Source organism: Amycolatopsis sp. NPDC049688, from assembly GCF_040674975.1.
In the GTDB taxonomy this organism is placed as follows: domain Bacteria; phylum Actinomycetota; class Actinomycetes; order Mycobacteriales; family Pseudonocardiaceae; genus Amycolatopsis.
In genome coordinates this window covers 35,687-62,060 of record NZ_JBFANY010000017.1, presented here as the reverse complement: position 1 = coordinate 62,060, position 26,374 = coordinate 35,687, and the positions used below count along the sequence as shown (strand labels likewise).

25 protein-coding genes are annotated in these 26,374 nt (G+C 71.3%); 10 read left to right on the top strand and 15 right to left on the bottom strand.

Annotated features, from left to right (window positions below; translation table 11 throughout):
- Nucleotides 1-431: 431 nt before the first annotated feature.
- The 6 genes from AB0J55_RS37170 to rimO form a co-directional block, all read right to left on the bottom strand.
- Nucleotides 432-1,412: a hypothetical protein gene (locus AB0J55_RS37170; RefSeq protein WP_364259743.1), complete on the bottom strand. Its 981-nt coding sequence runs from the start codon at nucleotides 1,410-1,412 to the stop codon at nucleotides 432-434.
- Nucleotides 1,413-1,441: 29 nt separating this feature from the next.
- A complete protein-coding gene (locus tag AB0J55_RS37165; protein ID WP_364259740.1) occupies nucleotides 1,442-2,284 on the bottom strand; it encodes a PspA/IM30 family protein in 843 nt (280 codons plus the stop codon).
- A gap of 233 nt (nucleotides 2,285-2,517) precedes the next feature.
- Complete coding sequence (locus AB0J55_RS37160) at nucleotides 2,518-2,976, bottom strand: helix-turn-helix transcriptional regulator (RefSeq protein ID WP_003066272.1); 459 nt, start codon at nucleotides 2,974-2,976, stop codon at nucleotides 2,518-2,520.
- Between the two features lie 99 nt (nucleotides 2,977-3,075).
- Nucleotides 3,076-3,609 (bottom strand): CinA family protein, encoded by a 534-nt coding sequence (locus AB0J55_RS37155; protein WP_364259736.1) that lies wholly within the window; start codon nucleotides 3,607-3,609, stop codon nucleotides 3,076-3,078.
- Nucleotides 3,610-3,611: 2 nt separating this feature from the next.
- Nucleotides 3,612-4,253 (bottom strand): CDP-diacylglycerol--glycerol-3-phosphate 3-phosphatidyltransferase, encoded by a 642-nt coding sequence (gene pgsA / locus AB0J55_RS37150; protein ID WP_364259733.1) that lies wholly within the window; start codon nucleotides 4,251-4,253, stop codon nucleotides 3,612-3,614.
- A complete protein-coding gene (rimO, locus tag AB0J55_RS37145) occupies nucleotides 4,250-5,686 on the bottom strand; it encodes a 30S ribosomal protein S12 methylthiotransferase RimO (RefSeq protein WP_364259730.1) in 1,437 nt (478 codons plus the stop codon). Before rimO ends, pgsA begins: the two co-directional genes overlap by 4 nt.
- A 278-nt stretch (nucleotides 5,687-5,964) precedes the next feature.
- Here rimO and AB0J55_RS37140 point away from each other — a divergent pair, with 278 nt between their 5' ends.
- Both AB0J55_RS37140 and AB0J55_RS37135 read left to right on the top strand, forming a co-directional pair.
- A complete protein-coding gene (locus tag AB0J55_RS37140; RefSeq protein ID WP_364259727.1) occupies nucleotides 5,965-6,474 on the top strand; it encodes an amino-acid N-acetyltransferase in 510 nt (169 codons plus the stop codon).
- A 91-nt stretch (nucleotides 6,475-6,565) separates the two neighbouring features.
- The gene (locus tag AB0J55_RS37135; protein WP_364259724.1) at nucleotides 6,566-7,000 is read left to right on the top strand and encodes a phospholipase; all 435 of its coding nucleotides are present in this window, start codon (nucleotides 6,566-6,568) and stop codon (nucleotides 6,998-7,000) included.
- A gap of 3 nt (nucleotides 7,001-7,003) precedes the next feature.
- Here the strand turns inward: AB0J55_RS37135 and AB0J55_RS37130 are convergent, their stop codons facing one another.
- Complete coding sequence (locus AB0J55_RS37130; protein ID WP_364259721.1) at nucleotides 7,004-7,432, bottom strand: hypothetical protein; 429 nt, start codon at nucleotides 7,430-7,432, stop codon at nucleotides 7,004-7,006.
- A gap of 39 nt (nucleotides 7,433-7,471) precedes the next feature.
- On the bottom strand, nucleotides 7,472-9,961 hold the full coding sequence (locus tag AB0J55_RS37125) for a DNA translocase FtsK (protein WP_364259718.1): 2,490 nt from the start codon (nucleotides 9,959-9,961) through the stop codon (nucleotides 7,472-7,474).
- Nucleotides 9,962-10,117: 156 nt separating this feature from the next.
- Between AB0J55_RS37125 and AB0J55_RS37120 the strand changes: the two genes are divergently transcribed.
- From AB0J55_RS37120 to dgt, 5 genes are all read left to right on the top strand, one after another.
- The gene (locus AB0J55_RS37120; protein ID WP_364259715.1) at nucleotides 10,118-10,933 is read left to right on the top strand and encodes a lysophospholipid acyltransferase family protein; all 816 of its coding nucleotides are present in this window, start codon (nucleotides 10,118-10,120) and stop codon (nucleotides 10,931-10,933) included.
- A 33-nt stretch (nucleotides 10,934-10,966) separates the two neighbouring features.
- Complete coding sequence (gene wrbA, locus AB0J55_RS37115) at nucleotides 10,967-11,581, top strand: NAD(P)H:quinone oxidoreductase (RefSeq protein ID WP_364259712.1); 615 nt, start codon at nucleotides 10,967-10,969, stop codon at nucleotides 11,579-11,581.
- A gap of 49 nt (nucleotides 11,582-11,630) precedes the next feature.
- Nucleotides 11,631-12,578 carry an EamA family transporter gene (locus tag AB0J55_RS37110; protein ID WP_364259709.1) on the top strand — a complete coding sequence of 316 codons (948 nt, stop codon included), beginning with the start codon at nucleotides 11,631-11,633 and terminating at the stop codon, nucleotides 12,576-12,578.
- A gap of 72 nt (nucleotides 12,579-12,650) precedes the next feature.
- Nucleotides 12,651-14,012, top strand: coding sequence for an amino acid permease (locus AB0J55_RS37105; protein ID WP_364259706.1), 1,362 nt, complete (start codon nucleotides 12,651-12,653; stop codon nucleotides 14,010-14,012).
- 182 nt (nucleotides 14,013-14,194) lie between these two features.
- A complete protein-coding gene (dgt, locus tag AB0J55_RS37100; protein WP_364259703.1) occupies nucleotides 14,195-15,559 on the top strand; it encodes a dGTP triphosphohydrolase in 1,365 nt (454 codons plus the stop codon).
- Here dgt and AB0J55_RS37095 read toward each other — a convergent pair.
- From AB0J55_RS37095 to thyX, 7 genes are all read right to left on the bottom strand, one after another.
- Nucleotides 15,556-17,199 carry a substrate-binding domain-containing protein gene (locus AB0J55_RS37095; protein WP_364259700.1) on the bottom strand — a complete coding sequence of 548 codons (1,644 nt, stop codon included), beginning with the start codon at nucleotides 17,197-17,199 and terminating at the stop codon, nucleotides 15,556-15,558. The two genes, dgt and AB0J55_RS37095, sit on opposite strands and share 4 nt — an antisense overlap.
- Before the next feature lie 217 nt (nucleotides 17,200-17,416).
- Nucleotides 17,417-19,114: a ribonuclease J gene (locus tag AB0J55_RS37090; RefSeq protein WP_364259697.1), complete on the bottom strand. Its 1,698-nt coding sequence runs from the start codon at nucleotides 19,112-19,114 to the stop codon at nucleotides 17,417-17,419.
- Nucleotides 19,111-20,124 (bottom strand): 4-hydroxy-tetrahydrodipicolinate synthase, encoded by a 1,014-nt coding sequence (gene dapA / locus AB0J55_RS37085; protein ID WP_364259694.1) that lies wholly within the window; start codon nucleotides 20,122-20,124, stop codon nucleotides 19,111-19,113. Before dapA ends, AB0J55_RS37090 begins: the two co-directional genes overlap by 4 nt.
- A 90-nt stretch (nucleotides 20,125-20,214) precedes the next feature.
- Nucleotides 20,215-21,693 carry a serine/threonine-protein kinase gene (locus AB0J55_RS37080; RefSeq protein ID WP_364259691.1) on the bottom strand — a complete coding sequence of 493 codons (1,479 nt, stop codon included), beginning with the start codon at nucleotides 21,691-21,693 and terminating at the stop codon, nucleotides 20,215-20,217.
- Between the two features lie 79 nt (nucleotides 21,694-21,772).
- On the bottom strand, nucleotides 21,773-23,014 hold the full coding sequence (locus AB0J55_RS37075) for an Nramp family divalent metal transporter (protein ID WP_364259688.1): 1,242 nt from the start codon (nucleotides 23,012-23,014) through the stop codon (nucleotides 21,773-21,775).
- Between the two features lie 127 nt (nucleotides 23,015-23,141).
- A complete protein-coding gene (locus AB0J55_RS37070) occupies nucleotides 23,142-23,537 on the bottom strand; it encodes an ACT domain-containing protein (RefSeq protein ID WP_364259685.1) in 396 nt (131 codons plus the stop codon).
- A complete protein-coding gene (gene thyX / locus AB0J55_RS37065) occupies nucleotides 23,537-24,289 on the bottom strand; it encodes an FAD-dependent thymidylate synthase (protein WP_364259683.1) in 753 nt (250 codons plus the stop codon). Before thyX ends, AB0J55_RS37070 begins: the two co-directional genes overlap by 1 nt.
- A 120-nt stretch (nucleotides 24,290-24,409) precedes the next feature.
- Between thyX and AB0J55_RS37060 the strand changes: the two genes are divergently transcribed.
- The 3 genes from AB0J55_RS37060 (at nucleotide 24,410) to AB0J55_RS37050 (ending at nucleotide 26,373) form a co-directional block, all read left to right on the top strand.
- Nucleotides 24,410-24,925 (top strand): toxin-antitoxin system HicB family antitoxin, encoded by a 516-nt coding sequence (locus AB0J55_RS37060; RefSeq protein ID WP_364259680.1) that lies wholly within the window; start codon nucleotides 24,410-24,412, stop codon nucleotides 24,923-24,925.
- A gap of 11 nt (nucleotides 24,926-24,936) precedes the next feature.
- Complete coding sequence (locus tag AB0J55_RS37055; protein WP_364259677.1) at nucleotides 24,937-25,845, top strand: DUF4097 family beta strand repeat-containing protein; 909 nt, start codon at nucleotides 24,937-24,939, stop codon at nucleotides 25,843-25,845.
- Nucleotides 25,846-26,025: 180 nt separating this feature from the next.
- Nucleotides 26,026-26,373, top strand: coding sequence for a CU044_2847 family protein (locus tag AB0J55_RS37050; protein ID WP_364259674.1), 348 nt, complete (start codon nucleotides 26,026-26,028; stop codon nucleotides 26,371-26,373).
- Nucleotide 26,374 lies beyond the last annotated feature (1 nt).

The following is a 26,374-nucleotide window of genomic DNA, read 5'->3' as shown; positions in this document are numbered from 1 at the left end:
AACCTCAGTCCACGGCGGGCCTCCCGGCGAGTGACACCTCGGCATGCATGACAGAAACGTTAGGTGGCCGACGTTTCCGTAGCCATCAGTTTCCGATTACGCGCCGGTTTCGGCACCAAGAGGTGAACAGGGCGCGACGCCGGGGTGAAACGCACGATCACGCACGCGCCGTGACGAACCCTCGCCTCCACCATCCGGCGGCACTCGAACGGCCGAGTTTGAGATCCTGATGGCCCAACGAAGCCCGAATTCGCGTGATCAGAGGGCCGACACGCGTGATTCAGCGGTCGACACGCGTGATCCGGAGGTCGACACGCGTGATTGGGAGGTCGACACGTCCCACCCAGCCCCGCTCCACCGTGTCGACCCTTCAATCACGCGTGTCGACTCTCCCATCACGCGAGTCGACCCTTCGGTCACGCGGGGGTGGGTCAGGAGAGTTCGCGGAGGGCCATGGCGAGGCCGGCCAGGCGGTCGGTGGCGTCGGTGAGGGCCTGCTTGGACGTGACCAGGCCGTCGCTGGAGGCGGCGACCGTGTGGCCCGCCGCGGCGACCAGGCCGCGGTAGCCCTCGAGGCCGTCGTCGAGCTGTTCGCGGAGCTTGCCCACCGCCGCGTCCAAGGCCGCCTGCTCGCGGGCGGGGGCGGAGTCGCGGCCGCGTTCGATCGCCTGGATGCGGCCTGCCAGGCCGCGCAGGGCGGCTGCTGCGTCGGCCGCCGTCTGGCGGGCGTCCGCGACCGCCACCTCCGAGACCGGGGTCGTCCCCACCGAAGACGGCACCGACAGCTGGCGCAGCAGCTCGGTCAGCGACGCCTCGCACTCGGCGAGCCGTTCCATCGGCTCGCGGGCCGCCGACCGGGCGGGCGGCAGCGGTGGCGGGCCGGCGGGCGCCGCCGGGATCGGGGTGCGCTTGAGGTCGCGCAGCTTGAGCCCGGAGCGGACGCTGAACGTGCCGAAGATGACCGCTCCCGCGAACGCCGTGATGGCCTGCGGCATCATCGCGACGCCGGCCGGGCTGAGCCAGCCCACCGCGGCGGCCACCGTGACGACCATGCACAGGATCGTCAGGATGATCCACAGCGTCATCGCCTTCGACGTCCGGCGCTTGCGGCGTTCCAGCTTGGCGGCCGGGTGGTTCCAGCGGTCCCACTTCGCGCGGGCCTCGGCGAACGCCGGGACCTGGCTCGCCATCGACGACAGCGAGGCCGTCATGTCCGGCCGCCGCACCGGCGGGCGCTGCAGCGGGTTGGGCCGGGCGGGCTTCCCGCCGGCCTGCTCGGCCGGCGGGAAGTACTTCTGCACCTTCTGGAGCTTTTCCTGGGCGCGCACGGCGTAGTCGGGCAGCTTCTCGATGTGCTTCTCCAGCTTGGCGCTCAGCTCGCCGAAGTCACGTCGTCTGCCCTGCTGCCCCATGGTGCGCCCCCTCGGAACGGTCGGCCCGGTCAGGCCGGGTTCTTGCCCTGCTCGGCCTGCACGCGCGCCTGGATCTCGCGCTGGATGTCGGCGGAGCTGTTCGCCGGCTTCTGGGCCGCCTTGCCGCCGTCGGTCACCTGGGCGACCGAGTCACCGTGCATCGACGCGCGGATCTGCTGCAGCCGCGACTGGCCGGCCAGCTGCGTCGTGGAAGCCTGGACCTCCATCATCCGCCCCTGGACCGAGTTCTGCGCCAGCTCCGCCGAGCCCAGCGCCGTGGTGTAGCGCTTCTCGATCTTGTCGCGGACCTCTTCCAGCGAAGGCGTGTTGCCCGGCGCGGCCAGCTGGCTCATCTGGTTCAGCGACGCGGAGACCTGCTCCTGCATCTTCGCCTGCTCCAGCTGCGAGAGCAGCTTCGTGCGCTCGGCCAGCTTCTGCTGCAGCATCTGCGAGTTGCGCTCCACGGCCTTCTTGGCCTGGGCCGCGGCCTGCAGCGACTGGTCGTGCAGCGTCTTCAGGTCCTCGATGCTCTGCTCGGCCGTGACGAGCTGCGTCGCGAAGCTCTCCGCGGCGTTCTCGAACTCGGTGGCCTTCTGCTCGTCACCCTTGGCACGCGCCTCGTCCGCGAGGACCAGCGCCTGCCGGGTGGAGGCCTGGAGCTTCTCGACCTCGCCGAGCTGCCGGTTGAGCTTCATCTCCAGCTGCCGCTGGTTGCCGATCACGGAGGCGGCCTGCTGCGTCAGCGCCTGGTGGTTGCGCTGCGCCTCCTCGATGGCCTGCTGGATCTGTACCTTCGGGTCGGCGTGCTCGTCGATCTTCGACGAGAACGCCGCCATCATGTACTTCCAGAACTTCACGAACGGGTTGGCCATCTCCTCCGCCTGCCTTCTTGCGTCCCACGGGCCTAGGTACTCGGGGTGTGGGGCGTCGCTCCCCTGCTGCATCGTCAACGCACCAACCCCGGCGTCGGGTTCCATCGTGTCAGGTCGGCCACGTCCGTTCCAGGCGACCCGGCCGAATTCAGGGTTCCCCCCGATCACTACCCGTAGACAACGCGGACGGCCCCGGGCGGGTTGCCCGGGGCCGTCGGCCTTCTGCGCTGGACCTACGCCGCGATCGTGGAGGCCAGCTTGGGCTGGCCGATCGTCGTGCGCAGGGTGGTGTTCATCCGCGGCGCCGGGGAAACCCGCAGGTCGGCGAGGTCGTTCCCGATCAGCTCGGACATCAGGCGGCCGCCCTCGATGCCGGCCGCCGAGGCCTCGGCGCCCCGCTTCTCCCGGGGCGTTCCTTCCACGATCCGCTCGTCGACCGGTGCGACCTCGACGTTGTCGAGGGCCGATACGTCCGCCGCCACGTTGTGCAGCAGTTCGCCGAGCGGAAGGTCCAGGGCCTGGCAGATGGACGCGAGCAGTTCGCTCGACGCCTCCTTCTGGCCCCGCTCCACCTCCGAGAGGTAGCCGAGGCTGACCCTGGCGGCGCGGGAGATGTCGCGCAGCGTACGACGCTGGTTGGTGCGGGCATGACGGAGCCGATCACCGATCGCCTCACGCAACAGCACGGTCATCACGCGCCTCCCTTCCGAACAAGTACCCCCTACGTTACCCAGAGCGGCGCCCCGGGCGCAGGAGTTGGTGTGCACGTACGCCAAGGGCGAACGCGTGTTTCACCCCAGATGTTCCCCGAGCAGGGCAAACGCCGCCAGGACCGATTGGGTCCTGATCAAGTCGCGATCGCCGGTCAAGGCCAGCGTACGGACGGTGACAAACGACGCTTCACCTCGGGCCGGGGGCTCCGCCACCCGAGCCTCCGAAAGACGCAGGGTGCGTGTTCCCGGCCCGGCGAGCCCGATGTGCACCGTGCCCGGGTCGACGCCGTCCTGGGCGGCGGGTCCGGCCACCCCGGTGAGGCCGAGGCCCCAGGTCGCACCGCAGCGGTCACGGGCTCCCTCGGCCAGCTGCGCGGCGACCTCGGGGTGGACGGCACCGTGCTCGGCCAGCAGCTCCGCGGAGACACCGGCCAGCGCGGTCTTCAGCTCGGTCGCGTAGACCACCAGTCCCCCGCGCAGGACCGCGCTCGCCCCCGGCACCTGCGCGAGGGTGGCGCAGACAAGCCCGGCGGTGAGCGACTCGGCCGCGGCCACCGTCTCGCCCCGGGCGGTCAGCGCGCCGATGAGGGCAGCGGCCTGCTCGTCGGCCACCCTCAGCTCCCGGTCACCCGGCGCCCGGCCGCACGCAGCCGCACCGCGCGGACCAGGTAGTCCACCCCGGTCACCACCGTCAGGACCAGGGCCAGCCCCATCAGCGCCCAGCGCACCGGGTCCGCCCCAGCCGGCAGTGGCAGCAGGTACGCCACGATCGCCGCGATCTGGGCCATCGTCTTCGCCTTGCCACCGCGGCTCGCCGGGATCACGCCGTGGCGGATCACCCAGAAGCGCAGCAGCGTCACGCCGATCTCGCGGACCGCGATCACGATCGTCACCCACCAGCCGAGCTCGCCCAGCACGCTCAGCCCGACCAGGGCCGCGCCCGTCAGCGCCTTGTCCGCGATCGGGTCGGCGATCTTGCCGAAGTCGGTGATCAGGCCGTACTTGCGGGCCACCCAGCCGTCGAGCTGGTCGGTGGCCGAGGCGATCGCGAACAGCCCGGTCGCGAGCGCGCGCCAGGTCGTGTCGTGGCCGTCGCCGACGAACAGCGCGACCACGAACAGCGGCACCAGGACCAGCCGCGAGAGCGTCAGGAGGTTCGCGACGTTGAGCGTCGGGACCGGGGTCGGCTCCGGGACCTGGGCGGCGGTGTCGCGTGCCAGGCCCTCGTCCGCGGCGTCGCTGGGGAGCGCACTCACCGGTCGGCGTCCGGTACCGCGCGGACGATCAGGTCCACGCCCGCCGAGTCCACGACCTCGCAGCGGAGGAAGTCGCCGACCTGCGTCTTCTCCGGCGCGTCGAGAATGACGCACTCGCCGTCGACCTCCGGCGCCTGGTGCGCGGCGCGGCCGGTGAGCTCGCCGTCGTCGTCCAGCTCCACCAGGACATCGACGAACGTGCCGATCCGGTCCTCGGCGCGCTGCGCGGTCAGCTCCTCGACCAGCGCCGAGATCCGCGTGACGCGCTTGGTCACCTCCTCGGCGTCGAGCTTGCCGTCGAAGGTCTCGGCCTCGGTGCCGTCCTCGTCCGAGTAGCCGAAGACGCCCACGGCGTCGAGCCGCGCCCCGGTCAGGAACCGCTCGAGCTCGGCCAGGTCGTGCTCGGTCTCACCGGGGAAGCCGACGATCACGTTGGTCCGGATGCCCGCCTCGGGCGCGTACTCGCGGATCTGCTCGCACAGCGCCAGGAACGAGTCCGTGGAACCGAACCGGCGCATCCGGCGCAGCACCTGCTCGCTCGAGTGCTGGAAGGACAGGTCGAAGTATTCGGCGACACCCGGCGTGGTCGCGATGGCCTTGACCAGCTGCGGGCGCGTCTCGGCCGGCTGCAGGTAGGAGACGCGGACGCGCTCGATGCCGTCGATCTCCGCCAGGCGCGGCAGCAGCCGCTCCAATGCGGTGGCGCCGTCGCGGCCGAAGTCCTTGCCGTAGGACGTCGAGTTCTCGCTGACCAGGAACAGCTCCTTGACGCCGTGTTCGGCCAGCCACATCGCCTCGGCGACGATCTCGTCGGGCTGCCGCGAGACGAACGAGCCGCGGAACGACGGGATCGCGCAGAACGAGCAGCGCCGGTCGCAGCCGGAGGCGATCTTCAGGGCGGCGACGGGCGAGTCGTCGAGCCGCGTGCGCAGCACCCGCGGGCCCCAGCCCTTCTGCGCGTGGCCGGGGACCTCGACCGTCTCCGCGGCGGCGGGCCGCTCGACCGGGCTGATCGGCAGCAGCTTGCGGCGGTCGCCCGGCGTGTGCGAGGCGATCTTGCGGCCGGCGACGACGTCGTCGAGCCGGTCGGACAGCTCGGCGTAGTGGTCGAAGCCCAGCACCGCGTCGGCCTCCGGGAGGCTGTCGGCGAGCTCGTGCCCGTAGCGCTCGGCCATGCAGCCGACGGCGACGACCTTCTTGCCCGTGTCGGACGCGGCGAGCAGCGTGTCGACGGAGTCCTTTTTGGCCGACTCGACGAAGCCGCAGGTGTTGACCACCACGACGTCGGACTCTTCGGGGTCGGCCGCCAGCTCCCAGCCGCCGGCCGCGAGCCGGCCCGCCAGCTCCTCCGAGTCGACCTCGTTGCGGGCGCAGCCCAGGGTCAGCAGGGAGACGCGTCGGGTGGCGGCTGGGTCCGTGGCAGGGGAAGGCACAATGCTCAGAGTAGCCGCCGGTCCCGGGCGGCCCGACGACGGCGTAGCCGGTGACAACCGGGGCTACGCCCCGGGCCGGGGGCTTCGCCACCCGGACCCCCCAAAAGCGGCTGTCACAACCGGGGCTTCGCCCCGAGCCGGGGGCTTCGCCACCCGGACCCCCCAAAAGCGGCTGTCACAACCGGGGCTTCGCCCCGGGCCGGGGGCTTCGCCACCCGGACCCCCGAAAGGCGGCTGTGCCGCCGCGCGCGCCGGGCGATGTGGCAGGGTGGACGATCGTGCCCGCCGACTCGCCCCGCCCGACCGTCCGCCGCGCCCGGATCGCCGACGTCCGCAAGATCAAGGCCCTGGTCGACTCGGACGCCGGCCGCGTCCTGCTGGAGAAGGACCTGGTCACGCTGTACGAGGCGGTCCAGGAGTTCTGGGTCGCCGACGTGGATGACGAGGTGGTCGGCGCGGCCGCGCTGCACGTGCTCTGGGAGGACATCGCCGAGCTGCGCACGGTGGTGGTCGACAAGGCCGTCCGCGGCCAGGGGGTCGGCCGCGTGCTGGTCGCCCGGCTGGTCGACGAGGCACGTGAGCTCGGTCTCAGGCGGCTGTTCGTGCTGACCTTCGAGACCAGCTTCTTCGCCGGCCACGGGTTCGTCGAGATCGACGGCACCCCGGTGTCGCACGAGGTCTACGAGGAGATGCGGCGCTCGCACGACACGGGTGTCGCGGAGTTCCTGGACCTGCCTTACGTCAAGCCGAACACCCTGGGCAATTCCCGCATGCTGCTCGAACTCTGAGTGAAAACCTCCTTTCGGGCGGTGACGTGCGCCACTGCCCTGCCCGAAGCTGATCACGCCACTTGTCCACCGATCGGCGAGGAAACACCGAATGCGCACGACACTGCGGAACCTGGGGGCCACCGTGACGGTGGCCGTTTCTGTCGGCGCGGGCGCCCTGCTGGGCACCGGCACCGCCGCGGCCGTCGACATCCCGACGGTCACCGACCAGTACCTCTTCTCGACCTCGCTCTCGAACTTCGAGACGATCCGGAACCAGGCGCCCTATTCCGGCCAGCTCGACTGGTCGTCCGACGGCTGTTCGTGGTCGCCGGACACCCCGTTCGGGTGGCAGTTCCTGCCGGGCTGCCACCGCCACGACTTCGGCTACCGCAACTACAAGAAGCAGGGCCGGTTCACCGAGGCGAACCGCCTGCGGATCGACGACAACCTGTACACGGACCTGAAGAGCGTCTGCGGGTCGAACATCGCCTGCAAGGGCGCGGCCTGGACGTACTACCAGGCGGTCCGCAAGTTCGGCGGCTGACGCTCAGCTGATCCGGACGGTCGCCTCCCCCGCGTCCTCGCTCACCGACACCAGCTCGATCCGGCTGGCCGCGAACGACGTCGCCTGCGGGCCGGTCCGGGGACCGCTGTGGAGCTCGGCCGTGGTGCTCTCGCCGCGGCCGGGCTCCTTCAGCAGGAACGCCAGCGTGGCCTCGCCCTGCCAGATGCAGGTCATCCCGGGCCGGCACCGCGAGTCGGCGACGACCCGGGTGTAGCGCACGGTGAGGTCCTTCCCCTGCACCGCGGCCTCCTGGCCGAGGCGGAGGGTGACGTCCTGCCCGGCGGGCGCGCTCACGGTGCCCGGCGGCGCCGGCGCCGCGGGCGGACCCGGAGCGGCGGCGACCGAGCTCCCGGCGCCCACGGTGAGCACGGCGAAGGCGAACAGTGCGGCGGCGAATCGCGGTAGGTCCACGTGCTCAGGACGGAACCGGGCGAGCACGGGTTGCACCGCTCACTCCTCGTCGTCGCCCGCGTCGGCGTCCACCGGGCCGCCGCCGCGGATCATGAACAGGACCGACTCGAGTTCCTCCGGCTTGATCAGCACGTCACGGGCCTTCGAACCCTCCGACGGGCCCACCACGCCGCGGCTCTCCAGCAGGTCCATCAGCCGCCCGGCCTTCGCGAAGCCGACCCGCAGCTTGCGCTGCAGCATCGACGTCGAGCCGAACTGGGACGTCACGATCAGCTCCGCCGCCTGCAGCAGGACGTCGAGGTCGTCGCCGATGTCCGGGTCGATCTCCTTCTTCTCGCCGGCCTTCTGCGCGGTGACGCCGTCCTGGTACTCCGGCTGCGCCTGCTCCTTCGCGTAGTTGACGACCGCGGCGATCTCCTCGTCGCCGACGAACGCCCCCTGGATGCGGACCGGTTTGCCCGCCCCCATCGGCAGGTAGAGCGCGTCACCCATACCGATGAGCTTCTCCGCGCCCGGCTGGTCCAGGATGACCCGCGAGTCGGTCAGCGACGACGTCGCGAACGCCAGCCGCGACGGCACGTTGGTCTTGATCAGGCCGGTCACGACGTCCACCGACGGCCGCTGCGTCGCCAGGACCAAATGGATACCGGCGGCACGGGCCTTCTGGGTGATCCGGACGATCGCGTCCTCGACGTCGCGCGGAGCGGTCATCATCAGGTCGGCGAGCTCGTCGACGATCGCCATGATGTACGGGTACGGCCGGTACTCGCGTTCCGAGCCCGGCGGCGCGGTGATCTCGCCCGAGCGGACCTTCTTGTTGTAGTCGTCGATGTGCCGGACCTTGTTGACCTGCATGTCCTGGTAACGCTGCTCCATCTCCTCCACCAGCCAGGCCAGCGCGGCGGCGGCCTTCTTCGGCTGGGTGATGATGGGCGTGATCAGGTGCGGGATGCCCTCGTACGGCGTCAGCTCGACCATCTTCGGGTCGATCAGGATCATCCGGCACTCGTCCGGCGTCGAGCGCGCGAGCAGCGACACCAGCATCGAGTTGACGAAGCTCGACTTACCGGAACCGGTGGACCCGGCGACCAGCAGGTGCGGCATCTTCGTCAGGTTCGCGGTGACGAAGTGGCCTTCGATGTCCTTGCCGAGGCCGATCACCATCGGGTGGTTGTCCTTGACCGTGGACGGCGCGCGCAGGACGTCACCCAGGCGGACCATCTCGCGGTCGGAGTTCGGCACCTCGATGCCGACCGCGGACTTGCCGGGGATCGGCGCCAGCAGCCGGACGTTGTCGGTGGCCACCGCGTAGGCGATGTTCTTGGTCAGCGCGGTGATCTTCTCGACCTTCACACCCGGGCCGAGCTCGACCTCGTAGCGGGTGACCGTCGGGCCGCGGGTGAAGCCGGTGACCTGCGCGTCGACGTTGAACTGCTCCAGCACGCCGGTGATCGCCTCGATCATGGCGTCGTTGGCCTTGCTGCGTGACTTCGGCGCGTCGCCGAGCTTCAGCAGGTCGGGCGGCGGGAGCTGGTAGTCGCCCTCGACCGTGCGGGTGACCGCGAGCGGCGGTTCCGGGGCCTTCTTCGGCTTCTTCTCCGGCACCTCGGCGACGGGCTTGGGCTTGGGCGGCTTGATCGGCGTCGGCGCCTCGGCCAGCATCGCGTCGATGTCCAGCTGCTCGGGCTCGGCTTCGCTGGCCTGGCGGCGCCGGGACGGCTTGCGCAGCCGCGCGGTCTTCGGGTCGGCGTCGGTGACCTTCTCTTCGTCGGTCGCGAAGCCCGAGCGCTGCGCTTCGGCCTCGGCGAGCTCCTCCTCGTCGAGGCCCCAGTTGCGCAGCCGGTGCGGGATCTCGCGGACCGGCGTGCCGGTGAACACGAGCACGCCGAAGAACAGCGCGAGGATCAGCAGCGGCACCGCGACCCAGGTGGTGACGCCCATGGTGAGCAGGCCGCCGGAGAAGGCGCCGACGATGCCGCCGGCGTACATCCGGCCGTCGTTGGTCTCCGGCAGCGCGGTGAAGATGTGCAGCATCCCGAGCACGGACAGGACGACCATGATCGTGCCGACGACCATCCGCGGCCGCGTCTCCGGGTGCGGCTCGGACCGCATCAGCGCGACGGCGACGACGACCAGCACCAGCGGCAGCGTGACCGCCCCGGCGCCGAGGACGGTCCGGGTGGCGATCTCCACCCCGGTGCCGATCGGCCCGGCCGCCCGCCACCAGACGCCGACGGCCGCGATGATGCCCAGGCCGATCAGGCCCAGCGCGAGCCCGTCGCGGCGGTGTTCCGGTTCGAGTTCGCGGGTGCGCCCGACCGTGCGGGCCAGTGTGCCCAAGCCCTTGGCCAGCAGGTTCCAGGTCCCACGGACGCTCTTGCCGAAGATCCCGGGTGTCTTGCGGCGGGACCGTGGCGGCGGCTTGCGAGCGGACGACGTACGTGGCTTCGCGGGTGTACGCGGCTTACGCGCCGCTGCCCCCTTCGCGCCGCTTCCCGTGCTTCGCTTCCTCGTCGCCGACCCAGCCATGCCGTTTACGGTAACCGGCCGTGGCGGTTCATCCCACGCGCCACTCTCGGCCCAGGGTGAACTTCTGCCTCACACCGAAGGTTGAGCGGCCATCCGGGTGAACCGATCCGGCCAGTGCGCAAACGGGTGAAATCGGCGTCTGCCATGCTCTGCCCCATGCTCGCGCTGCGCACCGACGAACCGCCCCGCCGTGCTCCCGCCATCTGGCGGACCATGCTGAACATCGACCGGGGGCTGGTGAACCTCGTCGGGCGGCTGACCGTCACCGGCCGGGTGCCCGCCCAGCTGCGGGGCCGGCCGCTGCTGATGGCCGCGAACCACATCGGCGTCTTCGACGCGTTCGTGCTGATGGCCGCGTGCAAGCGGATCGGCATCAACCCGCGGTTCATGCTGGCCGGCGGTATCCTCGACGCGCCCGTCATCGGGCCGGCGCTGCGGGTCAGCGGGCACCTGCGGGTCGACCGCAAGCACGCCGGGACCGCCGTCGGGCAGTTCGCCGAGGCCGTCGAGGCGATGAAGACCACACGCGAACCGATCATCGTCTACCCCGAGGGCCGGATCAGCCACGACCCGGGCCTGTGGCCGGAACGCGGCAAGACCGGCGCCGCGCGGCTCGCGCTGGCTTCGGGCGTGCCGGTGATCCCGATCAGCCAGTGGGGCGCGCACGAGGCCGTCTACTGGGGCACCGAGACCGTCAACGGCCCGGCCGACCTGGTCCCGCTCGCCCGCTCCGGGCTCAGCGCGCCGCTGCGCCGGCCGCGGTTCCGGGTGCACTTCGGCGACCCCGTCGACCTGTCGGACGTCGAGCCGGAGCGGCCGGGCGCCGGAGTGCGCGCGCACGCGAAGATCATGCAGGCGATCACCGACGGCCTGATCCCGCTGCGCCGCGACGAGCTCGACCGCCCGAAGTTCCACGACCCGACGCGGCCCACCGACACGGTCAGTCCCTGGAAGCCGCCGTCCGCACTGTGAGACACGCGAGGCGGCGCCCCTAGAGTCGGCGACGTGAGCACACGGATACTCGTCGTCTACTACAGCTCGACCGGGAACACCGCCGCCCTCGCCGAGTCCCTCGCCGCGGGCGCGCGCGAGACCGGGGCGGACGTGCGCGTGCGGACCGTGCCGGAAACCGTGCCCGCCGAAGCGATCGCGCAGAACCCGCGGTGGCAGGCCTGGGTCGACGCCGGCCCGCACCACGAGCTCGCCACGCTCGGCGACCTCGAGTGGGCCGACGGGCTCGCGGTCGGCAGCCCGACCCGGTTCGGCGGCCCGGCCGCCCAGCTCAAGTCCTATTTGGACAGCACGGGTGGCCTGTGGGCCCAGGGAAAGCTGGCGGACAAGGTGGCGACGTCGTTCACGACGGCGTCGACCGCGCACGGCGGCCTCGAGTCGACGCTGCTGGCGATCAACAACGTCTTCTACCACTGGGGCGCGATCGTCGTCCCGCTCGGCTACACCGACCCGCACCTGATGCAGTCCGGCAACCCCTACGGCGGCTCGTTCGTCTCCCGCCGGTCGGCCGCGCCGGACGACGTCGCCCTCGACGCCCTGCGCCTGCAGGGCCGCCGGCTGGCCACCATCACCACGCACGTCGCCACCGGGCTCAAGCGGCCCGGATAACCGGGGAAAACGTTTCGGCGGTGACGGCGCGGCCTCTAGAGTCGCGACGGTGACCACCGAGCTCCCCGTCCTCGCGCCACCGCGCGTCGCCCACCGCGGCCGCGGCACCGCCTACGTCCTGCTCGCCGCCCTGTTCTTCAGCACCTCGGGCACGCTGGGCAAGTCGGTGATGACGGCCGGGATCACGCCGGAGCAGGTGGCCGCGGCCCGGATCGCGCTGGCCGGGTTCGTGCTGCTCGCCGGGGTCGCGCTGGTGGCGCCGCGGAAACTGCGGGTGCGGCGGGCGGAGCTGCCCGTCCTGGCCGGCTACGGCCTGCTCGGCGTGGCCGGGGTGCAGCTGCTCTACTTCGTCGCCGCGGGCCGGATCCCGGTCGGCATCGCGATCCTGCTGGAGTTCGTCTCGCCGGTGCTGATCGCGCTGTGGGTGCGGTTCGTGCGGCGGCAGCGGTTGCCGCGGCCGGTCTGGGGCGGCATCGCGCTGGCCATGGCCGGGCTTGCGCTGGTCGCCCAGGTCTGGGAAGGCGTCACGCTGGACGGGCTCGGCCTGCTGGCCGGCTTCGGCGCGGCCCTGTGCTCGGCGGGGTACTTCCTGCTCGGCGAGCGCGCGGTGGCCGGCGTCGACCCGCTGGGGCTGGTCACCTGGGGCATGGTGATCGGCGCGGTGGCGATCAGCTTCGTCGCGCCGCCGTGGACGTGGCCGGCCGGGCTGCTCGGCGCGCCGGTGGAGTTCGGCGCCGGGCACCCGCCGGTGTGGCTGCTGCTGACCCTGCTCGTGCTGGTCGCGACGGTGCTGGCGTACGTCTGCGGGATTTCGGCGCTGCGGCACCTGCCGGCGTCGGTGGCGAGCGTGCTCGGGCTGATCGAACCGGTGATCACGACGGTCGCGGCGTGGGTGCTGATCGGCGAGGAGCTCGCGTGGCCGCAGCTGCTCGGCTCGGCGATCCTGCTGGCCGGCGCGTACGTCGTGCAGCGGAAATCGGAAATCCTCGTGCCGTGAGGGTTGCGCAAATTCTGCACCAGCTCGCTCCCGGGTGCGAAAATCCATCCTCTACCCCGGGGAGGAAGCACCTTGGCGACGAAGTCCGGGCTGCGGCCCGACCTGCGGCAGCGGCACGTCCGGATGATCGCCCTCGGCGGCATCATCGGCGCGAGCCTGTTCATCGGCAGCGGCGCGGTGATCCACACCGTCGGCCCGGCCGCCGTCCTGTCCTACGCGCTCGGCGGGCTGCTCGTCGTGCTCGTCATGCGGATGCTCGGCGAGATGGCGACGGCGGCGCCGGCGCTGGGCTCGTTCATGGAGTACGCGCGCGACTCGCTCGGCGGCTGGGCGGGCTTCACGATCGGCTGGCTGTACTGGTACTTCTGGGTCGGCGTGGTCGCGTTCGAGGCGGTCGCGGGCGCGAAGATCCTGCAGGGCTGGATTCCCGGCGTGCCGCAGTGGGTGTTCTCGCTGGCGCTGATGCTGCTGCTGACGGCGACGAACCTGGCGTCGGCGCGGTCGTTCGGCGAGACGGAGTTCTGGCTGGCGTCGATCAAGGTCGCCACCATCGTCGTGTTCCTGGTGCTGGGCACGCTGTTCGTGCTCGGGCTCTGGCCGGACGCGCACTTCTCGGTGGGCAACATCGGCCTCGACGGCTTCGTCGCCAAAGGCCCGTTTTCCGTGGTGCACGGCGTGGTCATCGTGATCTTCTCGTACTTCGGCGCGGAGATCGTGACGATCGCGGCGGCCGAGTCCGACCAGCCGGAGACGGCGGTCCGCAAGGCGACCTCGACGATCGTCTGGCGGGTGATCGTGTTCTACGTCGGTTCGGTGGCGCTGCTGGTGATGATCACACCGTGGCGCGAAATCCCGAGCGAGACGAGCCCGTTCGCGGCGGCGTTCGGCCGCTTCGGCGTCCCGGCGGCCTCGACGATCGTGTCGGCGGTGGTGCTGACGGCGGCCCTGTCGGTGCTGAATTCGGGGCTGTACACGGCATCCCGGATGCTGTTCGCGTTGCGGCGCCACGGGTGGGCCCCGTCCTGGATCGCGGACACGAACGCCCGCGGCGTGCCGTGGAAGGCGATCCTGGCGTCGACGTCGGTGGGGTACGTGGCGGTGGTGATGAGTTACGTGTCCCCGGACAAGATCTTCTACTTCATCATCAATTCGGCGGGCGCGGTGGCACTGTTCGTGTACGCGATCATCTGCGGGTCGCAGCTCCGGATGCGGCGGTCGCTCGAAGCGTCGGCGCCGGAGAAGCTGAAGCTGCGGATGTGGGGATATCCGTGGTTGAGCTGGGTGACGCTGGTACTGACGCTGGTCGTGGTGGCGTCGATGCTGTTCGTCGACGAGGACGCCCGGGCGCAGTTGTATTTGAGCCTGATCAGCCTGGCGGTGATCTTGGGTGTCTACGCCCTCATCCGCCGGCGATCCGGCCATGCCGGTGGGTAATTGACCGGAGACGTACGGTGTACTCGTCGATGCCGAACTGCAACAGAAATCGTCCAAGTGTCGCAAGATCGTTCCGGCTGCACCACGAGATCACAACTAAGCCAGCCGCCGGCTGGTTCTCCGTAACAGCCCGCTCGCCGCGACGTCGGTAATGGTTACCACGATCCGGCGAGGGGACAGAAATGCGGAAGCCGAAACCAGAAGCTGAGCGACGACACGTCAAGTTCGAGCACGACCCTTTCCGGACACCGTTCCAACGGGACCGCGACCGGGTGCTGTACTCGTCCGCCTTCCGGCGGTTGTCCGGTGTGGCTCAAGTCGCCGCGGTGAACGAGCAGCGAGTTCTCCACAACCGCCTCACGCACAGCCTCAAGGTGGCACAACTCGGCCGCAGGCTGGTTCAACACCTGAAGCACGACAAATCCGCGGAAGCTCGCGCACTCCGGAAGCTTTCCGGCATCCAGGCCGATGTCGTGGAAACCGCCGGGCTCGTACACGATATCGGGCACCCGCCGTTCGGGCACGTTGCCGAACCTGTCCTCGACGCCTGCCTGCGCGGAGCCGGAGGCCTCGAAGGGTTCGAAGGCAATGCCCAATCGTTCCGAATCGTCACGAAGCTCGCCAGGCGGAGGACCGAGCACCCGGGCCTCGATCTCACCCGCGCCTCGCTCGACGCGATGCTCAAATATCCTCAGCCCAGATCGGCGGCCGCCGACGCCCCCTTCGCCGCCCCGACCTGGACGGATCGGGGGTATGGCAGCAAGTGGGGGACGTACCTCAGTGAACTGAAGGACTTCCGCTGGGCACGCCAGGGCGCCACCACATGCCTCAGATCCGCCAACGCCATTCTCATGGACTGGGCCGACGACATCACGTACGCGACTCACGACATCGAGGACTACTTCCGCGCCGGGCTCATCCCGCTTCACAACCTGGCCGGCGACCGGGACCGCATCGCGAAGCATGCGTGTCGCCGGCTCAGCGGGCTTCCGAATTTCGATCCGGCCCGGTTCGGAGAAGAACTGGACAAAGTCATCGACAGGTTCACCGCAGGCATCAAATCCTCATGCTGGGAGACCCGCCGGAACCGTGCCGCCATGAACAAGATCACGACGGACAACCTCAGCGAATGCGTGGCCGCGGTTTCACTGGTGGAAGCGGCTCCGTTCGTGTCCGTGGATCCGCAGTGCCAGTACCTGGTCGAGGCGCTGAAAGAACTGACCTGGTTCTACGTGATCGACCGGCCTTCGCTGGCAGTGATGCAGGAGGGGCAGAAGTACATCATCCAGTCGCTCTACGACCGGCTCAGCAACTGCCTCGCAGAGTCGCCCAAGAGTCCTCGGCTGCCCATCCAGCTTCGTGCGACCTACCGCGACCTGGGACACGACCCTGACTTCATGTCCTCCTGCACCAAGACTTCGGAGGCCCGGCGAGCGCGAGCGGTCGTCGACTACATGTGCCTGCTCACCGAAGCCCAAGCCGTCGACCTGGACGAGCGATTGGGCGGCCGCTCCCACAGTTCGATGTTCGGGGCCTGGTTCAGCTAACCGCCGGCGATCCGGGACAGGGCCCCGAAAAACACGTCCGTGATCTTCGCCGGGTCCGGGGCCACGAACGCCTGGCCCCCGGTCGCCGCCGTCAGCTGGTCCAGCTCGGCCTTGTCCGCGTCCGGGCCGATGCCCACTCCGATCAACGGGATCGGGCGGCGGGGGTCCTGCAGCTTTCCCAGCTCCGCCAGCAGATCCGCGCGGGAAATGCCGTGCGGGTCCTCGTTGCGGCCGTCCGTCATCACGATCACCAGGTTCAGCCGGCCCGGCTCCCACTCGCGGCGGGCCGTGCGGTAGGTGTCCAGGACGCTGTCGTACAGGCCCGTTCCGCCGTCCGGGGTGGCCTTCACCTGGGCCAGCTTCTCCAGCGCTCCACTGGCCAGGTGCTGGGCCACCGGGGCCATCGGGAGCAGTTCGCGGTAGTCCTTGTCGCCGTCCAGGCGCGTCGAAAACGCCAGCATCCGCAGCTGGGTCGCCGGTTTGAACAGGCGCAGCGCCTTCGCCGCCGCCTGCATCGTCACCTGCATCCGGTTCAGGCCCGTTCCCGGGACCTGGGCGTTCATCGAACCCGAGACGTCGATCAGCACCTGCACCCGCGCGCTCAGGTTGATGCCGGCCCACTGGTTGAGCAGCTCGTCGACGGCCTGCGCGGACGGCAGGTTCGCCGTGCGGAAGCCCTCCGGCGACACCCTCGGGTCGTCCGGGTGGTCGCGCAGCGCCTGGCCGCCCGCCGCGCGCAGGCCCGTCTTCGCGATCGCGTCCGCCCCCGCGTCGCCGAGCACCGCGGCGCGCAGCGCGTCGACGATCGGGCGCTGCTGCGGGGTGATCCCGCCCAGCTCCGCGAACGGGTAGTCCAAAGTGGGCACCGCCGGCGAGTAGACGGCCACGAGCGGGGACTTCGGGTCCTCGACGTTGTGGCGCAGCAGGGAGTTCTCCGACGCCGGGAACGCCGTCACCGCGGCCGTGCCGCCGCTGTCGCTTGACCCCGGCAGCCGGGCGATCAGTTCCGTCTCGTCGCCGAGGGTGTTGGCCGAGAACCGCCGCAGCAACGCGACGTACGCGCCCGACGGCTCGGGCGCCGCCTTGACCGCGTCCTGCAGGCCGAGCAGGGCCACCGCGCCGACCGGGTCGCGGGCCGGGTCCGGCATCCCCGGGACGACGCCCGGCGCGGCCAGCACCTCAGCCCAGGTGGGCACGCGCTCGGGCCAGCCGAGGCCCTTGACGACGTCCGCGGCGACGGCCAGCACCACCGGGGAACTGGCCACCGATGCCCCGCTCCCGGGGACGTCGGCGGCTCCGAGCTGGTGGGCGCGGCGCAGCGCGAGCGTCGAATCCGGCACCCAGACCTGCGGCCGCGGGCTGCCGTCGGAGAGGGCGAGCCGCTCGGCGGCCTGGGTCGCCTCCCTGGTCTGGACCTCGACGCTGCCGCACGGCAGGTCGAGCCCGCGCGCGACGAGCGACATCGCGGGCGCGATGTCCGCGGACGCGGTGACGAGGACCTTCGCGGGCTGCTCGCACGACGGCCGGGAACGCCCGGCCGACACCGTCACCCACGCCGCGGCGCCGAGGACGAGCACGAGGCCGGTCGCGAGGGCGGGCAGGAGCAGCCGGCGTCGTCTGCCGTCCGAGTGACGTCCCATCGGCGCGGCCTCTCTGCGCGAGGCGGGGTGGGATCAAGGTTATCCCGCGGCAAAGCCGCCGCACGTGGGCCGGACGGCCTAACAGCTCACCCCGAAGAGGGATCGGGCCCCTCCCGCAGCGGGATGTCCACGATTCCCGCGGCCGAAACCCAGCGCCCCAATGTGGCGTTCGGTGCGTCAGATGCACCGAACGCCACATTGGGGCGTTCGGGCAGGTCTAGACCGGGATGACCGTCGGGACGATCATCGGACGGCGGCGGTAGGTGTCGGCCACCCAGCGGCCCACCACCCGGCGGACTGCCTGCGCGATCCGGTGCGTGTCCGTGATGCCCTCGGCCTCCGTGCGCGCCAGCTCCATCTCCACCAGCGGCACGACGGCGTCCAGCGCCTTCGGGTCGTCGGAGAAGCCGCGGCCGGACACCGTCGGGCTGCTGACCGCGCGGCCGGTGCTGGAGTCCACCGCGACGCTGATCGAGATGAACCCGCCCTCGCCGAGGACCAGCCGGTCCGACAGGGTCGACTCGCCGACGTCGCCGACCGACAGGCCGTCGACGTACACGTGCCCGACCTCGACGCGGCCGGTGCGGGACGCCTTGCCGTCGACCAGGTCGACGACCACGCCGTCCTCGGCGATGACCACGTTCTCCGCCGCGACGCCGGTGCGGATCGCCAGCTCGCCGTTCGCGCGCAGGTGCTTCCACTCGCCGTGGACCGGCATCACGTTGCTCGGGCGCACCGCGTTGTACAGGTACAGCAGCTCGCCCGCCGACGCGTGGCCGGACACGTGCACCTTGGCGTTGCCCTGGTGGACGACGTTCGCGCCGAGCCGGGTCAGGCCGTTGACCACGCCGAACACCGCGGTCTCGTTGCCCGGGATCATCGAGCTGGCCAGCACGACGGTGTCGCCCGCGCGGATCGAGATCTGCCGGTGCTCGCCGCGCGCCATCCGCGACAGCGCCGAGAGCGGCTCGCCCTGCGAACCCGTGGAGACGAACAGGACCTTGCTCTCCGGCAGGGTGCTCGCCTGGTCGAGGTCGACGAGCAGGCCGTCCGGCACGTTCAGCAGGCCCAGCTCGGCCGCGATGCCCATGTTCCGGACCATCGACCGGCCGACGAACGCGATCCGGCGCCCGTGCCGCTGGGCGGCGTCGAGCACCTGCTGGACGCGGTGCACGTGGCTGGCGAAGCAGGCCACGATCACACGCTGGTCCACGCGCCGGATGACGTCGTCGAGGACCGGGCCGATGTCGCGCTCGGGCATGACGAACCCGGGCACCTCGGCGTTGGTCGAGTCGACGCAGAACAGGTCGACGCCCTCGTCGCCGAGCCGGGAGAAGCCGGCCAGGTCGGTGAGGCGCCCGTCCAGCGGCAGCTGGTCGAGCTTGATGTCGCCGGTGTGCAGGACCACGCCCGCCGGGGTGCGGATCGCCACCGCGAGCGCGTCCGGGATGGAGTGGTTGACCGCGAAGAACTCGAGGTTGAACACGCCGACGTCACGGCGCTCGCCCTCGCGGACCTGGATCAGGTTCGGCCGCTGCCGGTGCTCCTTGGCCTTCGCCGCGAGCAGGGCGTTGGTGAACTTCGAGCCGTAGATCGGCAGGTCCGGCCGCAGGCGCAGGAGGAACGGGACGGCACCGATGTGGTCCTCGTGCCCGTGGGTGAGCACCAGGCCCTCGATGTCGTCGAGGCGGTCCTCGATCGCGCGGAAGTCGGGCAGGATCAGGTCGACGCCGGGCTGGTCGTCCTCGGGGAAGAGCACCCCGCAGTCGACGATGAGCAGCCGTCCGCCGAACTCGAAGACGGTCATGTTGCGCCCGACTTCGCCGATGCCGCCCAGCGCGACGACGCGCAGGGCTCCCTCGGGCAGTTCGGGCGGGGCGTTGGTGGGGCCTGGACCAGGGGGAAGTGAGCTCACCGAGGCAGGGTCCCAACGCTGGTGTGCGAGGTCGGCGCGACGTAGGCCGCTCGCGAATCTGCTTGTGCCACCCGCTCACCATGCCAGGCCTGGGCCGCCGTGTCGCCCAGCGGCACGCCGCCCTGGGCAAGATCACCGGCGATCAGGGCCGTCTGCTCGGTGGTCGGGGCGACGATCGGCAGCCGCGGATCGCCGATGTCGAAGCCGCGCAGCCGCAGCGCCGCCTTGCTGAACGCGACCCCGCCGACCCGCGACATCGCGCGCAGCACCGGCAGCATGCCGCGGTGGTTGGTGCGCGCGGTGGAGGTGTCGCCGTTCTCGTAGGCGTCGATCATCGCGCGGATCCGGCCCGCGACGACGTGACCGATCACACTCACCACGCCGACGCCGCCGACCGAGATCCACGGCAGGTTCAGGCCGTCGTCGCCGGAGTAGTAGGCGAGGTGGGTGTTGGCGATGACCTCGGAGCCGGCGATCAGGTCGCCCTTGGCGTCCTTGACCGCGACGATCCGGGGGTGCTCGGCCAGCCGCAGCAGCGTGTCGACCTCGATCGGGACGACCGAGCGCGGCGGGATGTCGTAGAGCAGCACCGGCAGCCCGGTGCTGTCGGCGACCGCGGTGAAGTGGGCGAACAGCCCGGCCTGGCTGGGCCGCGAGTAGTACGGGGTGACGACCAGCAGGCCGTGCGCCCCCGCTTCCTCGGCCTGCTTGGCCTGCTCGACGCTGTGCGCGGTGTTGTTGGTGCCCGCGCCGGCCACGACGGTCGCGCGGTCGCCGACGGCCTCGACCACGGCGCGGATGAGCTGCTGCTTCTCCGCGTCGCTCGTGGTCGGGCTCTCGCCGGTGGTGCCGTTGACCACGAGGCCGTCGTTCCCCAGCTCCACGAGGTGCTCGGCCAGCTCCTGCGCCCGCTTCAGGTCCAGCGCGCCCTCGGCGTCGAACGGGGTGGCCATCGCGGTGAGCACGCGCCCGAACGGCCGTCCGGGCGCGGCGGTAGGTGGGTTGGACATGGGAAGACGGTACCCCGAGGGTCCGACGAAAACCGCGTCGACCTGGTCACCAGGAGGATTTCCCGGGCCTGGCCGTTCGTCGCGGAACTTCTACTTGACCTTGGTCACGATCGGGGCGGAGATCGGGCCGCCGTCGGCCTTGGTGAGGATGCAGTAGAACTCCCGCGTCGGGTACTCGCCGGACTTGTCGGGCACGCTCTGCCACTCGCCCTGGGTCGGGACGAGGGCGCGGTACTTGAGGCCGTCGCGCTGGGTGGCGGGGACGATCGACGAGCGGAAGGAAGCCGCGCAGCGGGCTTCGGCCACCGCCGTGACGGCCTCCACGCCCGGGTAGGCCGCGATCTCCGCGTCGCTGTCGGACCAGTTCGTGGTGCCGATGGCGTCCCCGCTGTCGTAGATCTCGACGGTGTGGCTCTCCTTGCAGTCGCCGTCGTTCTCGTCGCTGATCACCCCGCCGTCCTGGACCGGCGCGTTGTAGCACTGGTAGCTGGAGCTGGCGTCCACGCGCATCTGGCCGCCGAGGCCGAACGTCATCGTCGGCAGCTTCTGGGCGTCCGGCGCCGGCTTTTCGAAGGCTTTGCCCGCGAAGAAGCCGCCGATCAGGGCGCCCACGACCAGCACGGCCGCGGCCGCGAGCCACCACGCGCGGTGGTTGTTCTTCGCAGGCGGCTGCGGTGCCGCGGCGCCGAGCATCGCGGTGCCGTGCGGCGGGGTGGGCCGCACGCCCTGCGCCGTGGTCAGCAGGTTCTGGGCCTGGGACGCGGTCAGCCGGGCGTCGGGGTTGGTGACGAGCAGGCCGAGGATGGCCGCGGCGATCGGGCCCTGGCCGCGGGTCAGGTACGGGATCTCGGTCATGATCGCGTGCAGCGTCGCGGCGGTGGTCGCGCGCTCGAACGGGATCGAGCCTTCGACCGCGAAGAACAGCGTCGCGCCGAGGGACCACAGGTCGGACGCGGGCATCGCTTCCCGGCCCTCGACGCGTTCGGGCGCCATGAAGGCGGGCGAACCGACGATCATGCCGCTGGTGGTCAGCCGCGGGTCGTCGACGGCGTGGGCGATGCCGAAGTCGGTGAGCTTCACGCGGCCGTCCGGCGCGACGAGGATGTTCGCCGGCTTGACGTCCCGGTGCACGATCCCCGCGGCGTGGGCCGCCTGCAGCGCGGCGAGCACCCGCTCCCCCAGCTGCGCGGCCTGCGCGGCGGGCATCGGGCCGCGCTGCCGGACGAGGTCGGCCAGGCTCGGGGCTTCGACGAGCTCCATGACGATGAAGGTGGTCCCGCCGTCGGTGACGACGTCGTAGACGGTGACGATCGCGGGGTCGTTGAGCCGCCCGCCGGTGCGCACCTCACGCAGGGCGCGCTCGGAGAAGACAGCGGCGGACTCGGCGTCGGGCAGCCGCAGCTCCTTGACGGCGACCTGCCGCCCGATGACCTGGTCCTGCGCCCGCCACACGACGCCCATGCCGCCCCGGCCGAGTTCGCCGAGCAGGAGGTAGCGGCCCGCGACGACCCGCTGACCAGGCGTCATGGGCGCCTGCGGCGGGTAGGGCCGGGTCTGTTCGTCGGTCACGGTGCTCCTTTTGGCGGCGGTCGCGCAGATGCTAGTCGGACCGTCCGGGAGCGCTGCGGGTTCCGCGGAATTCGTGACGTCAGCCGGCGAAGGTGAGGAAGATCAGCACCAGGTTCAAGGCGATGATGATCGCCGCGATCACACCGGCCGCGACCGTGGTCAGGCGGCGGTTGGCGTCCTCGCCCATCAGGTCGCGGTCCGCCGTCAAGCGGATCAGCGGCACCAGCGCGAACGGGATCCCGAACGACAGCACCACCTGCGACACCACCAGCGCGGTGCTCGGGTCCGCGCCCAGGGCGAGGACCACGATCGCCGGCGTCAGCGTCACCAGGCGCCGCAGGACCAGCGGGATCCGCTTGTGCAGCAGTCCCTGCATGATCATCGCGCCCGCGTACGCACCGACCGACGTCGAGGCCAGGCCCGAGGCCAGCAGGCCGATCGCGAACAGCAGCGCGATGCCCGGGCCGAGCGCCACCGCCACCGCGCCGTGCGCGCCCTCGATGCTGTCCACCCCGTCCTGGCCCTGGAGGTTCGTCGCGGCCAGCAGGAGCATCCCGAGGTTCACCGCGCCCGCCAGCAGCATCGCCAGGCCGACGTCGGCCCGGGTCGCCCGCAGCAGCCGGCGGCGGCGGACGCCGTCCGGGCGGCCGTGGCGGTCGCGGACCAGGCCCGAGTGCAGGTACACCGCGTGCGGCATCACCGTCGCGCCCAGCATCGCCGCGGCGATCAGGACGCTGCCCGCGCCGTCGAACTTCGGGACCAGGCCGCCCAGCGTCGCCGCGGCCGACGGCGGCTCGACGAACAGGCTCGCCAGGAAGCCGATGGCGATCACCGCCAGCAGGCCGGTGACGACCCGCTCGAACGTCCGCTGGCCGCCGCGGTCCTGGACCGCCAGCAGGGTCAGCGACACCGCGCCGGTGATCAGGCCGCCGGCGACCAGCGGCAGGTCGAACAGCAGGTTGAGGGCGATCGCGCCGCCGACGACCTCGGCCAGGTCGGTGGCGATGGCGACGACCTCGGCCTGGGCCCAGTAGGCCAGCCGTGCGGGCCGGGACAGGCGGGCGCGCAGGGCCTCCGGCAGCGACATCCCGCTGACCAGGCCCAGCTTCGCCGACAGGTACTGCACGAGCACGGCCATCAGGTTCGCCGCGACGATCACCCAGACCAGCAGGTAGCCGTAGCGGGCGCCGGCGCTGATGTTCGAGGCGACGTTCCCGGGGTCGACGTAGGCGATGGCGGCGACGAACGCGGGCCCGAGCAGGGCCGAGCCGGTGCGCAGCCGCGACACCAGTCTCGGGCGGACTGCCTCGGTCACAGCCATGAAGCCACCTCTCGAAACCCGGGTCTCGGGTGTCCAAAACCGAAGTTTAGGCACGCCGAACTTTGTTTTTCAAGGGTGACGGCTCCCACCCTCGTCCCGGGATACCCAGCCGAGCGCGGCCGAAAAGTCAGGGGTGGGCGACCTCGTGGCCGGACTCGCGCAGGGCCGCGACCGCGTGGCCGAGGTCGGCGGCGCGGACCAGGATGTGGTCGGTGTCGTAGGTCGACATCGAGAACAGCGCGACCCCGGCCGCGGCCAGCTCCGAGGCGAGCGCGGCGATGATGCCGGTCAGGGTGAACTCCAGCGGGCCGCGGACCGACAGCAGCCGCCAGCCGTCCTCGGCCGCCGTGGCGCCGGCCGGCTCGCGGCCGGCCGGGCAGATCACCGACAGCTCTTCGGGCGTGCGCGTCACCGAGACGAACGCCTCGCCCGGCTCGAACAGCTCCGCGGGCACCGCGGCGTCCGCGGGCAGCCGCACGACGGCGTATTCGCCGGGCCGGACGTCGATCGCGAGTCGCTTCATCAGCCTTCCAGCACCTTCGGGCTCGTGGCGATCTCGGTGCCGTCCGGCAGCGTCGAGATGGTGAAGTCCGCGAACACGTTCGCGGCGGCCTTCTGCAGCTGCCGCAGGCATTCCACGGCCAGCTCGCGGATTTCGACGTCCGCGTGCTCGGTGGCCCGCATCGCGACGAAGTGCCGCCAGGCGCGGTAGTTGCCGGTGACGACGATCCGCGTCTCGGCGGCGTTCGGCAGGACCGAGCGGGCGGCCTGGCGGGCCTGCTTGCGGCGCAGGGTCGCGGTCGGGACGTCGGCGAACTTCTCCTCGAGCCCGGCCAGCAGCTCGGTGTAGGCGTCGACGCTCGCCTGCGTCGCGGCGAGGAACTTCTCGTGCAGCACCGGGTCGTTCGCGATGACCTCGGGCTCGACGAACTCGGCGTTGCGTTCCGGGACGTACCGCTGCGAGAGCTGGGAGTAGGAGAAGTGGCGGTGCCGGATGAGCTCGTGGGTCAGCGACCGGGAGATGCCGCTGATGTAGAAGGTCACCGAACCGTGCTCCAGCACCGAAAGGTGGCCGACGTCGATGATGTGCTCGAGGTAGCCGGCGTTGGTCGCGGTGGCCGGGTTCGGCTTCTGCCACGACTGGTAGCAGGCGCGGCCGGCGAACTCGGCGAGCGCTTCGCCGCCGTCCGCGTCCGTCGACCACGGCACGTCCTCGGGCGGGAAGAACTCGGTCTTCGCGATCAGCTGCACTCTGGGTGACACGGTTGCGGCCACGTCAGCACTCCTTCTCCCGGCTCCCGGGCAGCCTAACCGCGCGGGGGCGGCCACTCCCGGGGGACACGGTGACAGCACGGCTTCCTTGACTGACGTCACCGATGACGTCATAGTGGTGTCATGGACCTGACCCCGTACATCGCCAACCTTCGCGAGGACCTCGCGAACACGGCTGCCGCCGGGGACGAGCACACCCGGCGGGCGGCCGCGCTGCTGTCTTCCGCGCTCGAACCCGCCGTCCGCCTGACCCTGATGAACGCCCTCGCCGACCTCGCCGCCGAGGTCACCGCCGCCCTGCCGGGCCAGGTGGTGGACGTCCGGCTCGACGGCCGGGACGTCCGGGTGGTCGTCACCGGCACCGCCGAAGAGCCGACGTCACGGGAGACACCACGTGACACCACACCGCCGCCACCGATCGACGGCGGTGACATCAGCCGGATCACGCTGCGGCTGGTCGAGCAGATCAAGGGCCAGGCCGAACGCGCCGCCGCGGCGCAGGGCGTCTCGCTGAACACGTTCGTTTCGCAGGCGGTGCAGGGCGCGCTCGGCCACGGCGCACTCGGCGGCGGGGGCCGCAAGCACCACGGCAAGGACGGCGGCACCGGGTCGCACCTGCACGGCTGGGTCGAAGGCTGAGGGACGGGACGATGAGCGAAGAACAGACCACACCGGACGACCTGGTCCGCATCGACGAGTTCGAAACGGACGTCCCGCTGGAGCTCGACGTCAGCGTCACGATCGGCCGCGTCGAGGTCGTCCTCGAAGGCGACTCGGGCGCGCGCGTCGAACTGCGGCACGACCAGGGCGAGCAGCAGCCGTGGGTGGCGGGCGTGAACAGCCTGCTGTCCTGGGTCGGCGAGCGCTTCGGCGACCAGCTGGGCGTCGACCCGGCGTCCTCCCCCGCCGAGGCGGTGCGGCAGAGCCGGATCGAGAAGCTCGGCAACCGCCTGGTCGTCCAGGCGCCGAAGGCGTGGCAGCTGCGCAACGCCCCGCTGTCGGTGAAGGTGCAGGCGCCGGCGGGCTCGCACGTCGAGGTGCGGGCGGGCGCGGCCGACGTCACGGTGACCGGCTCGGCCGGCCGCGTCGACCTGCTGACCGGCTCCGGCGAGGTGAAGCTCGAGCGCGCCGACGGCTCGGCGACGATCCGCACGGGCAGCGGCGCGGTCAAGCTCGGCCCGACGCTGGGCGGGCTGCAGCTGCGCAGCGGCAGCGGCCACGTCGAGGCGTCGTCGATCGCCGGCTCGGCCACCCTGGCCACCGGCACCGGCGACGTCTGGCTGGGCGCGGTGTCGGGCGAAGTGATGGCCCGCACCGGCAGCGGCGACCTCTCGGTGGCCGACGCGGGCTCGGGCAGCCTCGACCTGATCACCGGCTCCGGCGAGGTCCGGATCGGCATCCGCAGCGGAACGGCCGCCGAAGTCGACCTGACCTCCAGCGGCGGCCGGGTGTCCAGCGAGCTGGATGTCGCGGACACCGCTCCGGAGGGCGGCGTGAAGCTGAAGGTCCGCGCCCGGACGGGCACCGGCAACGCCGTGGTGACGCGCGCGGCGGGCTGACACAACCGGGCCTGCGGCCCGGGCCGGGGGCTCCGCCACCCGGAGCCCCCGAAGAGCGAACTGAGTAAGGGGGAAGGACGGGCCGTTCCCGGCCAAGGGGAGCCGGGAACGGCCCGTTCGCATGCCGCCGTCCCGGCGACAAGCCTGGCGTTCCCGGCCCCGGCCCGCCAGGATCGTCGCGTGGACGACTACCTGGGGACGGCTCACGCGCCGGGCACGCACCTCGTGCCGGTCCAGCTCGAAAACCGCACGCTTTACGTCGAAGCGACGCCGGTCGGCGGCGGCGACGAAGAAGTGGCGGGACGGCTGCTGAAGTTCGAGGGGTTCACCGAGACCTTGAGCCAAGTCGCGAACACCGTGACCGACGCCGTCCACGCCGGGCTGACGAAAGCCAAGCCCGCCAAGGTGACCGTCGAGTTCGGGTGCGAGGTCGGAATGGAAAGCGGACAGCTGACCGCGATCCTCGTGAAGGGTACGGCGAAGGCCAATCTGAAGGTGACGATGGAGTGGAAGCCCGGCGGCGACTGAC